The organism is Bacillus sp. FJAT-52991 (assembly GCF_037201805.1).
Taxonomy (GTDB): domain Bacteria; phylum Bacillota; class Bacilli; order Bacillales; family Domibacillaceae; genus Bacillus_CE; species Bacillus_CE kandeliae.
In genome coordinates this window covers 3,149,356-3,165,366 of sequence record NZ_CP147404.1, presented here as the reverse complement: position 1 = coordinate 3,165,366, position 16,011 = coordinate 3,149,356, and the positions used below count along the sequence as shown (strand labels likewise).

Annotated in this window: 13 protein-coding genes and 2 riboswitches; of the genes, 5 read left to right on the top strand and 8 right to left on the bottom strand. The window is 38.4% G+C overall.

What is annotated here, in order from left to right; genetic code table 11:
* The first annotated feature begins 22 nt into the window (after window positions 1–22).
* A complete protein-coding gene (pseC, locus tag WDJ61_RS16310) occupies window positions 23–1,189 on the top strand; it encodes a UDP-4-amino-4,6-dideoxy-N-acetyl-beta-L-altrosamine transaminase (protein WP_338751601.1) in 1,167 nt (388 codons plus the stop codon).
* 239 nt (window positions 1,190–1,428) lie between these two features.
* Here pseC and tsaA read toward each other — a convergent pair whose 3' ends face one another.
* Entirely contained in the window at window positions 1,429–1,908 is a 480-nt protein-coding gene (gene tsaA, locus WDJ61_RS16305) for a tRNA (N6-threonylcarbamoyladenosine(37)-N6)-methyltransferase TrmO (RefSeq protein WP_338751599.1), read from the bottom strand.
* Between the two features lie 166 nt (window positions 1,909–2,074).
* Window positions 2,075–2,662: a helix-turn-helix domain-containing protein gene (locus WDJ61_RS16300; RefSeq protein ID WP_338751597.1), complete on the bottom strand. Its 588-nt coding sequence runs from the start codon at window positions 2,660–2,662 to the stop codon at window positions 2,075–2,077.
* Window positions 2,663–2,758: 96 nt separating this feature from the next.
* A riboswitch (cyclic di-GMP riboswitch) is annotated at window positions 2,759–2,849 on the bottom strand.
* A gap of 338 nt (window positions 2,850–3,187) precedes the next feature.
* Here WDJ61_RS16300 and WDJ61_RS16295 point away from each other — a divergent pair.
* The 4 genes from WDJ61_RS16295 (at window position 3,188) to WDJ61_RS16280 (ending at window position 9,818) form a co-directional block, all read left to right on the top strand.
* A complete protein-coding gene (locus WDJ61_RS16295; RefSeq protein ID WP_338751595.1) occupies window positions 3,188–3,337 on the top strand; it encodes a hypothetical protein in 150 nt (49 codons plus the stop codon).
* A 66-nt stretch (window positions 3,338–3,403) separates the two neighbouring features.
* Window positions 3,404–3,490, top strand: a riboswitch (cyclic di-GMP riboswitch).
* 262 nt (window positions 3,491–3,752) lie between these two features.
* Window positions 3,753–5,345: a methyl-accepting chemotaxis protein gene (locus WDJ61_RS16290; protein WP_413789106.1), complete on the top strand. Its 1,593-nt coding sequence runs from the start codon at window positions 3,753–3,755 to the stop codon at window positions 5,343–5,345.
* A gap of 17 nt (window positions 5,346–5,362) precedes the next feature.
* On the top strand, window positions 5,363–9,079 hold the full coding sequence (locus tag WDJ61_RS16285; RefSeq protein WP_338751590.1) for an amino acid adenylation domain-containing protein: 3,717 nt from the start codon (window positions 5,363–5,365) through the stop codon (window positions 9,077–9,079).
* 58 nt (window positions 9,080–9,137) lie between these two features.
* On the top strand, window positions 9,138–9,818 hold the full coding sequence (locus tag WDJ61_RS16280; RefSeq protein ID WP_338751588.1) for a 4'-phosphopantetheinyl transferase family protein: 681 nt from the start codon (window positions 9,138–9,140) through the stop codon (window positions 9,816–9,818).
* 76 nt (window positions 9,819–9,894) lie between these two features.
* On the opposite strand, the gene WDJ61_RS16275 is transcribed toward WDJ61_RS16280, so the two are convergent.
* The 6 genes from WDJ61_RS16275 to WDJ61_RS16250 form a co-directional block, all read right to left on the bottom strand.
* Entirely contained in the window at window positions 9,895–10,686 is a 792-nt protein-coding gene (locus tag WDJ61_RS16275; RefSeq protein WP_338751586.1) for an HAD-IIA family hydrolase, read from the bottom strand.
* 17 nt (window positions 10,687–10,703) lie between these two features.
* Window positions 10,704–11,501, bottom strand: coding sequence for a sugar phosphate isomerase/epimerase (locus WDJ61_RS16270; protein ID WP_338751584.1), 798 nt, complete (start codon window positions 11,499–11,501; stop codon window positions 10,704–10,706).
* Window positions 11,502–11,507: 6 nt separating this feature from the next.
* Complete coding sequence (locus tag WDJ61_RS16265; protein ID WP_338751582.1) at window positions 11,508–12,605, bottom strand: ABC transporter ATP-binding protein; 1,098 nt, start codon at window positions 12,603–12,605, stop codon at window positions 11,508–11,510.
* A 12-nt stretch (window positions 12,606–12,617) separates the two neighbouring features.
* Complete coding sequence (locus tag WDJ61_RS16260; protein ID WP_338751580.1) at window positions 12,618–13,442, bottom strand: carbohydrate ABC transporter permease; 825 nt, start codon at window positions 13,440–13,442, stop codon at window positions 12,618–12,620.
* Complete coding sequence (locus WDJ61_RS16255; RefSeq protein WP_338751578.1) at window positions 13,432–14,340, bottom strand: sugar ABC transporter permease; 909 nt, start codon at window positions 14,338–14,340, stop codon at window positions 13,432–13,434. The genes WDJ61_RS16260 and WDJ61_RS16255 overlap by 11 nt, the downstream gene beginning before the upstream one ends.
* 122 nt (window positions 14,341–14,462) lie before the next feature.
* Entirely contained in the window at window positions 14,463–15,767 is a 1,305-nt protein-coding gene (locus WDJ61_RS16250) for an ABC transporter substrate-binding protein (protein ID WP_338751576.1), read from the bottom strand.
* Between the last annotated feature and the right edge of the window lie 244 nt (window positions 15,768–16,011).

The following is a 16,011-nucleotide window of genomic DNA, read 5'->3' as shown; positions in this document are numbered from 1 at the left end:
TAACTAAAGGGAATGATCAACATTGAGAAAACGTGAAATTTTCCTTTCGTATGGGAAACAATGGGTAACAGACGAAGATATTCAAGAAATTATAGATGTATTAAAGTCTCCTTTTTTAACACAAGGCCCTAAAGTAGTAGAATTCGAACAAGCAGTAGCCGACTATGTTGGCTCGAAATATGCGGTGGCATTTTGTAATGGAACCGCTGCTCTACACGGTGCTTGTTTTGCTGCAGGTATTTCTGAGGGAGATGAGGTCATTACAACGCCACTCACATTTGCAGCGACTTCGAATGCAGTGCTTTATTGTGGTGGTCGCCCCATTTTTGCTGATATAGATGAACAAACGTATAATATTGATCCACAAGATATTAAGAAAAAGATAACAGACAAGACGAAAGCCATTATGCCTGTAGATTTTACAGGGCAGTCGGCGGATATGGACACCATCTTAGAAATAGCGAAAGAGCGCAATCTAGTGGTGATTGAAGATGGGGCACATTCATTAGGAGCCGATTACAACGGACGGAAAGTGGGCACACAAGCTGACATGACGATGTTCAGTTTTCATCCAGTCAAGCCAATTACAACTGCTGAAGGTGGCGTCATCGTAACAAATAATGAAATCTATTATGAAAAGCTGAAGCGATTTCGCAGCCATGGCATCACTAACGAAAATCTATCATGCGATGAAGGTCCTTGGTATTATGAAATGGTTGACCTTGGATTCAATTATCGAATGACCGATATTCAAGCAGCTTTAGGGGTCTCACAAATTCAAAAATTAGATGCTTTTATTGAACGAAGACGGGAGATCGCTGTGCAATATAATGAAGCTTTTGCAAATTGGGACAAGGTGATTACGCCAATTCAACTTTCTAATGCGAATTCTGGTTGGCATTTGTATATGCTTCAACTAAAGTTAAATGATTTACAGAAAACACGTCGACAAATCTTTGAAGAACTGCGTGCATTAAATATTGGAGTTCATGTCCACTACATTCCTGTTTATTGGCATCCTTATTATCAACAATTGGGTTATGAACGCGGGCTTTGTCCTAAAGCTGAAGCTTGGTATGAGGGTGCACTTACATTGCCGATTTTTCCGAAGATGACTGATCAAGATGTTAGAGATGTCATTGAGGCTGTGAGGGAATGTGTAGGAGAGGGAAACTCATTGCTTAAATGAGTTTAATTAATGTCTATTTTTAAAGAGAAGCACATTGAAAAGGATTGGAAGCATTTAACCAGGTTAGCGATTATTTAACGGAAATGATTCTCTCTAAGGTCGAAGTTTTACAGCCTGTTAATTCGGGAAAGAGTTTTTTAATTTCAGCAGATATAGTTACATTTATTTTCCCAAATATTTCACTGATATTAGCGATAAGAAGAGCCAGACATCTAACTCCGTTCGATGTCTGGCTTTCCTCATTCATTCTCCTCATAAGCCCTCGTACGATCAACCTTCCCAACTTTCCCTTGAAACCAGCCAATTTGATTTGTTTCTCTATTATCAAACTGAGGAACAAAGGGTTTAATATCAAGTAATGGGGTTTCGTTTAACATATCCACCTCTGAAATATAAAGACGATTTCCCTCTGCTCTTTGCAAGCGTACAGTAGATAATCCGATTTTATTCGGGCGTCGCGGGTAACGAGTAGCGAACACGCCATGGGGTTGATGATCAAGGAAAGGTTTCACTTCCAATGATACATCGGTGACTAAATGTAGATGATAAATTAACGTTAAGTGCGAGAATTCTTCAATATCTTTCAGGCCCGGAACAAACTCTTCATTTATTTCAATATACCCTTCAACGTCTTTAGCAGCTACCGCTTGAATCGGCATGCCCTTCTCTTCTTTAAAAGGAGTATAAATCGTACCAATGGCTTCTAATGTGATTGTCATTACTCTTACTCTCCTTATGAAGTTCATTATTAGTTATAACTAATTATACATGGGTATATTTAGTTATAAAAGAGAAGTAGATATAAACAATCACAGCTACAATCAAGTAAAAGGATGTCCGAAATATTTTTATCGGACATCCTTTTATTTGTGAGTTAAGCGGAGTCTAAACCTGCACTTCTTTCATGACTCTTTCAAATCGGCGTATAATACTATTTACACTTCTATTCATTCGTCTTCCGATTTCTGCATAGGTGAGCCCTTCTTGCCGCAGTTGAATTAGGAGTTGGTCCTCTTTTGTGGTCCAGCATTTGTAAGTTCTTTTCTTACATAAGCAATTCTCTTTTTCTTTTATTCTCTCTTCTTTTACCCACGCTGGTTCAGGCGGGAGTGCTTGGTGAGGGATGTTGGAGAAGGTGATTTTTTCTTTATGTAGTTCTGCCCATTTCCAAAATTGATAAGGATCAATAAAATAAAAGCTTTTTGATTTTCTTGTTACTTTTTGAATAAAGGGTAAGTGATGCTTTTTCATCCACCATTTAATGGTGTTACGATCAACTTGTAGTATTTTCGCTAGTTCTCCAATTGTAACTAATCCTATTTGGGATTTTGTGTTTGCTAACCCTAGTCGATTCATTTTTACTAGGACGGATTCAAAGGAACGGTCTAACTTCTTGGCGATATTTGAAACTTTTTGAAAACCTGCATATTCTTTCAGGTATTCAATTTCATTTGTACACCATTCTTTTCTCATTCTTATTTCCACCTCATTTGTTATAATTTGGAAGTAAAAAACTATTCTATACAGGATAGAATAGCCAAAGAATTTTATGGTAGAAAAATCCATTAATTTGGCAACCAGGCGATCATAGTTTAATATATTAAACCTTAGACCCTAGGCTTTGCGTCCTATTCTTTCGAATAGTTTGCCTTTTACATCCGTCATATGTTGTGCATTTATACTTAATTATCGTAAAACAATTTACGATACATATCAACAAGACTACAGAAAAATAGTATTATTTTACGATGTATCTCATTTTTAAATAGTATAATAGTAATGTTTTTAAGTATTTTATTGTAATTTCAAAACGATATATAACTTTTATCCTTATTTGTGATTTAAGTTAGCAGACTTCATTTGACTTTGGAAGTGTCTCATACGGATTCCCATAATGATGAGAAAATAGAGTAGCTAGTCCCAACGAATTTTAGTCAGTACGATTAAAACATGTCGGTTGGTATTATATCCCCATGAAGGCGAAAAAGGAGGTTTGGGTTGATTATTTATGTAGTTCCGCTCATAAAAGATGGCGTAGAGATTGGTGTCGTTGGCATAGATATTCGCTTTGATCTTTTTTCTAATACGGTACTCGTATGCATTCATGAGTTCAATAACATGAAATATAAATGTCTATATAACTATTAATATATACCCAAAAATATAATTTTATGATAGGGTAATATATACAGGGATTTTTATGGATCAAACATACTGCGATAAGGGCAAACTTCTCGAAAGGAAAGGACGCAAAGCTATGGATCTAAGGTCTTCTATGACTATGATTGCCAGGTTGCCGAATAGGCATATCGTTGTATAGGGTTATTCTATTTTTTAGAAAACCCTTTTTCTGTTGTCTTTTTTAGGGACATCAAATTTTACTAATTTCTTAGGAAGGAAGAGATCAAACGTGTTTGGATTAGTAAAAAAGAGTATTTTAGCAAGGATTCTTAGTTCTTCAGTCATTAATATTATTATAGTCGGACTGACTTTAATTGGCTGTTCTTTTTTTATTCAAGGTAGAGTATTAGAGACTCAGTTGCTTGATCAATCTGCAAAGATTATGGAGTCAACTTCTGCAAAGCTTAGTGATGAAGAGGTGTCTGCTGCGAAAGAGGATCTCGATCCAAATTCTGATCTGCATAAGAAGCTTCGCCGTTATTTCGACCAAGTCTCTGAAAGTAATCCGCAAATTGCACAGGCCTATATTTATGGAACGGAGCTTGAGGATGGAAATAAAACTTCCATTGTCTCCATGCCTACACATGTGCTAGAAATGTTTGAAGAAGCAGGTATGAAATTAGGAGATATGTATGAACAGCCACAATTTATTGCTGATAGTGTGGCGGAGATGGTTTCTACAGGTGAGACCACTTATTCAAAAGTATATCAAGATGATTATGGCACGTGGGTGTCTGTGCTAAAACCATATAAGAATGCCCAAGGAGAAATCATTGCTTATTATGCACTTGATATTGATGCAAGTATGGTAGCAAAGGGAAAACAAGCTCTACTCTTATATAGCTCATTGGCTTTGTTAGTTATTCTCGTTATTGTAATTACTTTACAATATTTTATTGTTCGCAAAACGATTTTGCCCTTGCGAGAACTTGGAGAGGGGATTGAAAGTTTTAGTGCAGGCCGGTTTGATATCGAGTTAAAAGAAAGTGAAGATGAAATCGGTGGAATTAATAAGAAATTTAATCAAATGGTCAAAAATATGCATGTCATTGTAAGTTCCATCCATGAAGCATACGAAAGAAATAACGAATACTCTGGAAAGCTTTTGACGGCTGTTACAGAAGGCAGTAAAAATCATGATGTCATTGCCAACCACATAGATAATATTTCTGAACGAATGAAGACTCAGGAGACAGCTACTGGGGAAAGTGCGACGTCCTTAAATGAGATTGTCTCTGGTATTACAACGATCGCAGATTACTCATCAGAAGTTCGAAATAAATCAGATGCAATGGAAGAACGTTCGAAAAAAGGAAATGAAATCGTCCAAGAAAGTATCGCCCAACTGAAATCGGTGGAAGTTCATGTAGGGGATTCTTCACAAGCTCTTCATAAGCTGAGTGAAAAATCAAATGAAATTTCGGACATCGTTGTCTTGATTACAGAGATTGCTAATCAAACGAACTTGTTAGCTTTAAATGCAGCAATCGAGGCAGCAAGAGCTGGAGAACATGGGCGTGGATTTGCTGTAGTGGCGGATGAAGTACGTAAGCTGGCAGAGCAATCAAAAGAGTCAGCGGAACAAATTAAAGAATTAATTTCTATTATTCAAATAGAGGTAGAAACAGCTGTTTCTTCTATTTCTGATGGAGTGAATGCTGTATCTTCAAGTGTGATAACAAGTGAAGAGATCCGCAAAGTGTTTGCTCAGTTCTTAGGAGATATCAACGGAATGGGCGGACAAATTCAAGAGATTTCTGCAGCTACTCAGCAGATTGCTGCAGAATCAGAAGAGGTCGCAGCCATTGTTGAACAGCTAAGCAGCACAGCGGAACAAAATACGGAAACAGCTCACGATATCAATCATATGACTCAACAACAAAATAAAAATATGAGAATGATTGCAGCAGATGCGGAAGAAATGAAGTCGCTGTTTCAAAAATTGCGTGATTCGATTTCTATTTTCAAACTTTAGCAAAGGAGAGGACGTTCATGTCTCAAACATTACTCACGTTATCATCAGAAGCTAAGAAATATTGGGAAAAGGAATTACAGCAACCACTTCCTGTATTAAATCTTCCACTTGGGTTATCCAAGAAAGGGAGCGAAAAAGAGCAGGTGGACACGGTTTCTTTTTCCCTCACAGGGTTAACAGAAACATATGTTATCAACTGGGCAAAGGATATTCAAACGAATGTACCTGTGTTTTTTGTCTCCACGTACTTTTTATTGTTATATCGACTAACGAATGAAAAGGATCTGATCGTTGGGGTAACAACTGGTGAGAATCAAACAGTTCCTGTGAGAGTTTCTTTTGAAAACTGTGACACATTTCTTGATCTCTTAAGACAAATTCATCAAAAATTAGAAAGAGCAGTGGCTTTTGGTGATTATAAATGGAATGAACTGATTGTAGAAGACCAACCGTTCTATACGGCATTTTCTTTTGGATCAAATAGTCATTCATATGATACATATTTAGATGTAGAAATGAATATGTCTGCTGATTGTCTTGAGCTAAAGATGAATTATGATGCGGATCGACTGTCAAAAGATACGGTTGATAGATATGGTTTATATTTGAGCAAAATAATTGATGCTACACTATCCGATTCACCTTCTTCTGTACGGATAGATGCAATAGAAATTATTTCTGAGGAAGAAAAAGAAATGTATCGCCGTCTCCAGCGGCCAGTAAGTACAAATCGGCAGATGAAGGCGATTCATGAAAGGTTCCAATCGGCTGTGCAAAAGCATCCAGAAAGAATAGCGATATCTACTGAACAGTGCCGATTAACCTATCGTGAGCTAGATGAACGTTCGAATCAAGTAGCTCATTTGCTACTGGAAAACGGTTTGGAAAAAGAGGGGCTCGTTCCTATTTTTATGCGCCGTAGTTTAGATACGATTATTACTTTATTAGGAGTGTTGAAGGCAGGCGGGGCCTATGTTCCTCTAGATCCGGATCATCCTGCTGAAAGAAACCAATATATTTTAAAGGATACAGCAGCAGATTTTGCGATTGTTCATTCTTCTTGCTTACCTCTGTTCGAACAGCTATCTGTGAATCGAGAGACATTGAAGGTGTTTACTGAAGAAGACAGCCAATCGTGTTCACGTGAGGCAGTAGAAGTACATGTGGACCCGGATCAGCTTGCTTATATGATTTATACTTCCGGTTCTACAGGTCAGCCAAAAGGAGCGCTCATTGGCCATCGAGGTGTGGTCAATTTAATTGATTGGTCGACAAAAGAAATGAAATTTACCGAACAGGATGCTTTATGCCAATTTGCTCCGTATAGCTTTGACGCCTCTGTATACGATACGTTTAATGCGTTATTTAATGGCGCTTGCCTTTACTTACTTTCTGATGAAGAAAGAATGTCTGTTGTAGCTTTTGCAAAAGCGATTGAGAGAGAAGAGATTACATCCATTGCCATCTTGCCAACGATCTTTTTCAATGAATTAATTAACAAGCTACCGCAAGAGTATATTGCGAATTTCAAGCGCATACGCCAAATCGCCATAGGTGGAGAGGCTTTAAAAAGGGATTATGTGACATCATTTGAGAAGAAGTTTGGTTCTCATATCAATATTTACAATTTGTATGGACCAACGGAGTGTACGGTAGCAGCAACTTTTTATAAAGTACATAAACAAATGCCAGCCACACCAACTGTGCCAATCGGTCATCCGGTAGACAATTACGCCCTTTATGTTGTGAATGATCATCATCAACTATGTCCGCTTGGTGTACCAGGAGAACTTTTGATCAGTACGGTTGGTGTAGCTAAAGGGTACCTTCGACAAGCGGAAAAAACAGCTGCCGCTTTTGTTCCGAATCATTTTGAGGATGGGCTTAGTTCGACTCTTTATCGCTCTGGAGATATTGTTCGTTTATTGCCGACTGGAGAATTAGAGTACGTAAGCCGCAAAGATTCTCAAGTGAAAATTCGCGGACATCGCATTGAAATTGGTGAAGTGGAAGAGGCATTATCTAAGCACGAGAGCTTAAAGGATGTGGCGGTAATTGTTAAGCCGGATGAAGAGGGCTTGAATATGCTTGTGGCATTTTATACAAGTGTCACAGGGGAAGAATTGACTGCGCTGGAATTGCGCGATTTTCTTTCAGGTAAACTGCCAAAATATATGATTCCTGCCCATATTCAGCATGTGATGATCATGCCGGTTTCACCAACAGGAAAAATCGATCTTCGGGCGCTAGCTAACTATGAAATTGAAAAAACGGTGATGTCCGAGGTGAAGCATGTACCGCAAACAGACACGGAAAAGCTTGTAGCAGAAGCTTGGAAGACGACGCTGAAATTAGACGAAATTGACATTCATGATAATTTCTTTGAAATCGGTGGGCATTCTCTTAAAATTATTGAAACATTAGTGTTATTAAAACCGAATTATCCACAACTGAAAATCAATGACTTTTTCTTATATCCAACTATCGCTCAGCTGGCTGTTCGTGCATTGGAATTAAGTCAAGAAACAGTTGAGAACGAAAAACGAGAAGCAAACAGTGAAGTCATTGATCTTCCAGAGCAGCCTGCTATATTTGGCTCGTTTGATACAGCCTCACTGTTGAAACAGCAAAATGTATTATTAACAGGAGCCACCGGCTATTTAGGTTCTCATATTTTACAGCAGTTGCTGGTGACGACAGAAGCTAACGTTTATTGTTTAGTGAGAGGCGCCTCTGCCGATCAAGCAAGAGAACGATTGTTGAATATGTTAGCTCACTATTTTGATCACCAGATTTCAGAAAAAATGTTAGAGCGACTGACTGTGCTGACAGGAGATTTAGCAGAAGCGAATCTCGGTCTGTCTTCTGTGGATTGTGAGTATTTGGAAGGACAAATTGATACCATTATTCATTGTGGGGCCGACGTTCGTCATTATGGAGAATCCGATCATTTTTCCAAGGTTAATAAGCAAAGTACGGAAGCATTGCTCGCATTTGCTCGCAAAAAATCTGGATTGCGCTTTCATTTTATTTCGACGTTAGGGATACCTGAAGACCTAGCTGCTGAAGGAAAATGGGATGCGAGTAAAGGGATAGATGAACTTCATAATATTTCCTTAGATAATGTGTATGTGAATAGTAAGTTTGATTCTGAAAAGATTTTACTCAAAGCGGCTCAAGAAGAAGGAATACCTATTTCTATTTATCGAGCAGGCAATTTAACGTGCCACTCGGAAAATGGCAGGTTCCAGAAAAATATTGATAGCAATGCTTATTACCGAATGATGAAAACGATGCTTGCTTTAAAAACAGCTCCAAAAGTTGATTGGTATGTTGATTTCACGCCAATTGATTATGCTAGTGCAGCTATCGTCTCATTGTCTAATATGCCGGAAACTGCTGGGCGACTCATGCATATTTGTAATCATGAGCAAATTCATTATTCAAACATGATTGAAACGCTTGAAAAATGCGGATATCTCATTCAGTTGAAAGACGAAAAGGAATATGAACAATGGTTATTTAGCGATAATGGGATCGACCCTGAAGTGTTACAGTTAACCATTGCTCAGCTTGAAGGGGACGGAGCGAAAAATTCCAACTATCGTTATACTTGTCCTGAAACGATTCAGCTATTGCAGAAAACGAAGGTCAAATGTCCGGTGGCCAATGAAGAGTTTATGAGAAAAATGATCGATCATGCTGTTCAAATCGGATATTTTCCGAAACCTTAATTATGAGGACTTAGCACTTGGTGAAGTGCTAAGTCTCTTTTTGTTAAAGGAGAAATCAATGGTAGAGGTTTACTTACTGAAAAATCATACACCAGAAGAGACGCTTTATTTACTAAGTCCTTATTTATTATTAGAGGAAAGAGAACATATACAACGTTATCGCAACCTACAGGATCGGAGCAATTCCTTACTTGGGATGTTAGCCATTAAGTATTTACTAGAAAATAAAGATTTAGGTTCAAGCCCTATTTTTAGAGAAGCAACTGGTAAACCATATGTTAAACTGCCAGGTTGGAAAGGCGGGATTAGTATTTCTCACTCTGGAAAGACTGTTGCCTGTGCTATCACATCTAATGGAGCTGTCGGAGTAGACATTGAAGAATTTCATGAAATAGATGTGAATGTCGCTAAGGAAATATTAAGCCATCAAGAACTGAAAGCTTTTCAAAAGCTTCATACGCTAAAAGACCAGCACACGTTTATCTTCAAACAATGGACGTTAAAAGAAGCTTATTTAAAAGCAACAGGAATGGGACTTCAAAATACCTTGCTCTCTGACATCGAATTTACTACTTCAGGACAACCGAAATTAATAGCCGAAGAGAGTTGGAGTTTTTTCTCTTCAATGATGAACGTCAGCTTGTATTTATCGCTTTGCTATGCTTGTCAAATGAGTCAAGAAATCCAACCAAAAATCATGACTGTACAGGAACTAGAAAGCCATTTCTCTCAATCATAAGAACGAGATTAAGCTGAAATTTTTAACTAAAAGCCGTCTATTTAGCTAGCTAAATAGACGGCTTTTTTCTAGAATATCACTCCGTATCGGTAAACAATTCTCCCAAATTCTCTATCATATAATCCGGCTTAATTTTCGTTCGTTCGATATCTGTTTGACTAGACGCACCAGTTAATACGAGGCAGGTGCGGATGTCGTTATTCTTGCCCATGAGGATGTCTGTTTCTAGTCGGTCGCCAATAATTAAGCATTTGTCCTTTGGGATGTTTAATTTTTCTTGGACTTTATTGATGTAATACGCGGATGGTTTGCCAATTACTTGATCAATGTGTTGCCCAGCGGCTACTTCGATGGCTTTTGCAATAGCGAGTGTGTCTGCGATATAACCGCCGGGAACGGGACAAGCTGGATCCGGATTCGTTACAACTAGTTTGGCGCCATTACGTACGGCTGACATGGCCAAGTTCAGTTTGTCATATGTAAAGGCACGGTCTAATCCAACAAGAACATGCGTAGCTTGCAATGGATCTTCCGTTACGTTTAATGGATAATGACTGAATTCTTGGGCAATCGCTTGTTCCCCAACGATGTAAATGAAGGCATCAGGGGAATGTTCTAAAAAGTAAACAGCGGATAGGGAGGAGGCGGTTATGACTTCCTCTAATTCCGTTGCGATCCCTAATGAACAGAGAAGCTGCTGGCAATCTTCTCTTGTGTGCGTAGGGGCATTGGTAATAAATAAGATTTTTTTATGATGTGTTTTTAATCTATTGATGGTTTCTTTGACGCCAGGGAGAAGCTGCTTCCCGACGTAGATCGTTCCATCTAAATCAAAACAATAGGCTTCAAAGTCGTCAATATGTATCATGTTACACTCCCATGTCGTTAATTTTGGATCTCACTCTGTAGAAGGGTCTTTCCTTCTTGTAATTTTTCTAATGGTGTATTTGAGGCATATTCAAGAATGAACTCACAATGTGATGCGTAGTCGTTAATAGCTGCAAAGACAGCTTTCCATTCGATCGTACCTTCACCAATGGCTAAGTGGTCGTCTCCTATTCCGTCATTATCATGAATATGCAAAGCGAGCAGTCGGTCTTTCGTTTCTTTAATCAATCGCGGAATATCCCAGTTGTTTAAGTGAGCATGGCCTGTATCAATTAAAAAACCAGCTGTTTCATCGATTGTCTCTAAGAAGTTCGTATATTCCTCTTGGGTGAAAAGGGAGCTTCCGTTATATCCGACATTTTCAATCGCCAGTTTCACGTTTAATGGTTTCGCAATTTGGCATAATTCATTAATATAATCAGCAGCACGTTGTTGGGCCACTTGTTTATTAAACAATGGAGAAAAGCAAAACCCCGGATGAATCACGACATGACTTGCTTTAATGAGGCCAGCAAAGTGAATCGCTTTTTTATATTCGGAGAAAGCCGTTTCTCTTGTGGCCCGGTTTTCACTTGTTAAATTAATGTCCCATGCTGGCGGGTGGATCGTATAACTAATAGGTAGTGATTGAAGCTTTGGTACGAGCGTTTGGAATGAATCTTCCATTACATTCCACTCTGGTCCATCCATTAATAATTCGATTTTGTTTGCACCGTGTTCGATTAATTGATTAGTCTTCTCTAAAAGATCGTTTGATAAAAGGGCTAAGTCCGAGTAACAAATATTTTTTTTCATGATGATTCACTCCTCAATCAATGATTTAGGGTAGCCGATCGAATTTGTTGTTTGTTTATTGAACATATGGATTTTTTCCATTCGTGGTTCTACATAGACAAGTTCATTTGGCCACCATTTCTTTGATTCGCTCATGGCGATCAGTTCATTTCCTTCTACATCGATATAAATACCATAACTATTGCCGTGATTTTCTACATACTTGACATGACCTTTCCATCCGTTTTGTACCGGCGTTTTAGACAGGTTGATATGTTCTGGACGGATGCCAAATGCGAGCTCTTTTTCACCAATCTGCTGGATGTAAATGCTCCAATCAGAGCTTAATTGTAATGTTTGATTGGCAAGGGTAGCTTTGTCTTGATAAATATCCATATCTAGGATATTCATAGGAGGCGACCCAATAAACTTTGCTGTGAAAATAGTAGCCGGTCGGTGATACACGTTATCGGGTGTATCAACCATTTGCAGTCGCCCTTGATACATTAAAGCGATCCGATCACCAACTGTCATCGCTTCTACTTGATCATGGGTGACATAAACAAGTGTTTGTTTATATGTTTCATGAATTTTCACCAGTTCTTTACGTGCGGAAACTCGTAACTGGGCATCTAAGTTAGATAAAGGTTCATCTAGTAAAAAATAGTCTCCTTGTTTAACGACTGCTCTAGCTAAGGCAACCCGTTGTCTTTGGCCTCCAGATAAATCTTTTGGTAAGCGGTCTTTATATTCTTTGAGCTGTAGCATCTCTAATGCGGCTTCTGTTCGGCGGTTGATTTCATCCGCTGGTACCTTTTGGACCTTCAAGCCATACGTAATGTTATTAATGACATTCATATGTGGGTATAAAGCATAGTTTTGAAAGACCATGGCGACATTTCTTTTTCCACTCGGGAGGTCATTTACTTTTTGGTTATCCATATATAAAGACCCTGATGTCACATCTTCCAACCCTGCAATCATGCGTAATGTCGTGGATTTCCCACATCCAGATGGCCCCAGAAGGATTAAGCGTTCTCCTTCTTTGATTGTTAAATTAAGATCTTTCACTACTTCGATTTTTCCGTAAGATTTGCACACATTTTCAAATCGAATTTCCTTCACAATATCCCGCCTTTACTTAATTCCTGAAGAAGTAAATGTCCCAATAATATACTTTTGGAACAGTAAATATAACGTTAATGGTATGATCATCGTGATCACGGCTACGGCCATGGCGACAGTGAAATTTGTTCCGCCTTCTGAACTAATATACATTTGCAGTGCTAACGGCAATGTATAATTATCGGTCGTTTTCAAAATAAGTACCGGCCATACGTATTCATTCCACGATAAAATAAAGAACCAAATTCCTGTTGATGTGATAGCCGGTTTGACAAGTGGGAGCACAATATCTTTCATGATGCGCGCGTGTCCTAAGTTGTCTAGTCTAGCTACTTCAATTAAGGAAATAGGAATGGTTTTCATTGATTGTCGCAGTAGAAAGATTCCGACTGCATCAGCAAGCTGTGGCAGAATAACGCCCCATATACTGTCTGCTAATCCAAGGTCAGAGATCACTAAATAGTTTGGAATCATCGTGACCGAAAAAGGGATAAAGATCGTGCTGATTAATAGAAAGTACAAGATGTTTTTGCCTTTAAAATCAAAGAACGCAAACGCATAAGCAGCTAAGAAAGACGTCAAGACTTTAAATAAAGTAACTGTGGTTGCGATAATCAAGGTGTTCGAGATAATTTTTACTACATTTAAGCTTTCAAAGAATGTTTCATAGTTTTCTAATGTAGGTTGAGTTGGGATAAAATTTAAGGCATTATTGTAAGCCTCTTCTAACGGCTTAAAAGAAATACCGATCGCAAAAATAATGGGAAAGATCAGAATCACGATCGTCACCATAAAAATAATATGCCAAGGTATCGATACGAAGCGATTAGTTTTCATAATGGATACCTCTTTCTACAAACTTGAATTCTAAAATAAGCAAAATAATAAAGATCGCCATTGTTAAAATCGATAAGGCAGCGGAATGTCCTGTTCGATATAAGACAAAGGCTTCATGATAGGCATGGTAAATCGCATTAGAACTAGCATAATTCGGCCCGCCTTGTGTGATCACCTTAATCGGTGTGAATACGTATTGAAGTCCTTGAACAATCGTGATGATCAGCACATAGATTCCAGTCGCGCTACTCATCGGTAACACGATATGAATAAATATTTTCCATAAAGGCACTTGGTCCAATCGGGCGGCTTCGATCACTTCTCGTGAAACGCCATTGATGGAGGCGTAGAGAACGATAAAGTTATACCCGAATACTTTCCAAGAAGTGATTAAACTTAATACAACGATGACCCAACCATCTAATTTGCTCCAAACAGGCATCTCCACGCCGAACCAACCAAGGATAATGGCTACTGGTCCTGAGACCGGATTTAATAACCAGGTGAATAAGATAGATCCAACCACTAATGAAATGACGGAAGGTAAAAAGAAGGCCCCTTTGTAAAAGTTATTGAATCGTTTTAAAACGACATCAAGAACAAAAGCGAAAATGTACGGAACAATTAAGTTAATGATCAATAACAAAACAATATAAATGAACGTATTTCCAAAGACTTTGTATGTAGTAGGATCAGATAGTACATCCTTATAGTTTTGAAGACCGACAAATTCCTTCGTTGGCTTTACCATATTCCAATCAAAAAAACTCAAATAGATCGTGTATATAAACGGCCAAAACATAAATAAGATGAAAATAATTAAGGAAGGAATCAGTAAGCCATAAGCTTTCCAATGGTCTTTCGTTAATTTGATTTTTGAAGATTTCGCAACTTGCATGTTTTGCTTTCCTCCTGAGTTTACTTCCTTCACTGGGCTGTTATGTAAAAGGAGAGCTAAGAGAGGGGGAATATTCTCTGAGTGTTTCCCCTTTTACATGAGACAACCTAGTGAATAGAAAATTACTTCAGTAATTCATTGATTTCTTTTTCTGTTGATGTTAAGCCTTCTTCTACACCGACTTTTCCACCAAGGATTTCATCGCGGACATCGAGTAACTTTTGCTCTGCTTGTAGACCAGCATCTCCAGGGAAGGACGTCCAAGAAACGACACCATCCATTTGTTCTATAGCGGCTTTCATCATTTCGTTTTCTGCTAGAAAGGCTTTCAGGCCATTTTCTGCTTCTGCCACATCTTTACGGGGAGGAACATAACCTGTGCCTTCTGTCCATTTCGCCATTGATTCCACGCTATACAAATACTTCATGAATTCCCATGCCGATTTTTGTTGTTCTTCTTCTTGAGCTGTAATCGCTAACATCGCACCACCCGCTGGTAAACGTACTTCTTTTCCTTCCCAAGCAGGTGATTTAACAGCTGCTACGTTAAATTTCACATTGTCTTGAATTTGCGAGCGACGGGCAATCGTTGTATAAGCCATTGCTACATTTCCATCGATAAAGCTTTGAACACCTTGATCCCAAGGAACGTGAAGAGCAGTTTTATCTTTTACCACCATGTCCGCCATTAATTGATAAGCTTCAATTCCTTCTTTGGAAGCGAAAGAGGCTTTTCCATCGGTTAACATGCGTGCACCGTTACTCTCTAATAAAGCTTGTGTCGCCCAGTTATCAGCTGGCTCTTGCATATAAAAACCGTATTTACCTGTCTTTTCTTTAATGACTTTTGAAAATTGTTGTACTTCTTGCCAAGTTTTTGGTCCGTTTTCATCGAGTCCGGCTTCTTTTAAGAGGTCTTTATTGATATATAGAACAGGAGTACTTAATGAATAAGGAATCCCAACTTGCGTACCTTCAGAGTTTTTGGCTAAGTCCATGATGTTATCTAAGAAGTTATCTTCCAAGAATGTTTCATCTTCTGGAAAATGTTGATCGATCACTTCTTGTGGTGATACATAACTAAAATTGTTGGAAAAATAGTCTAGAAAAGACCATCCTACTTGTACGACTGCAGGTGTTTTTCCGGATGCCGCTTCAGCTTGCAAGTTCTGCATAAGACCTTTATACATATCAGGGTTATACTTGGCGATGACTTCTGTTGTTTCACTTTGTTCGTTGAAGGCTTTGACCAATTCTTCTACTGTTTTTCCACCTTGTGTTTCCGCATTGACATGCCAGTATTCAATGACTGTTTTTTCGCCATTTTTTGCTGAAGAGTCATCGGATGTTGTGTCACTCGATGTTCCGCAAGCTGTTAGCATAAAAACTAATGAAAGTAAGCTGAATAATTTTAAAAATGACTTCATTTCATCGATCTCCTTTATTAATTCGTCTCATGTTCCTTTGAGTGGGATGCCAACACTTATTACATGCAGCAGAAGTCGTTTCTTTCGCAGGTTCACCTCCTTGAGTGCGTATAGGAAAAAATAAAAGAGACCCCAAATACAATGTATACTCATGGATATACATCAAATTTGAGGTCTCTCTGTTCGCACCATTTTTTATTCACTTTATGCTTATACAATAACGAATAATTATTAGAATAGTATT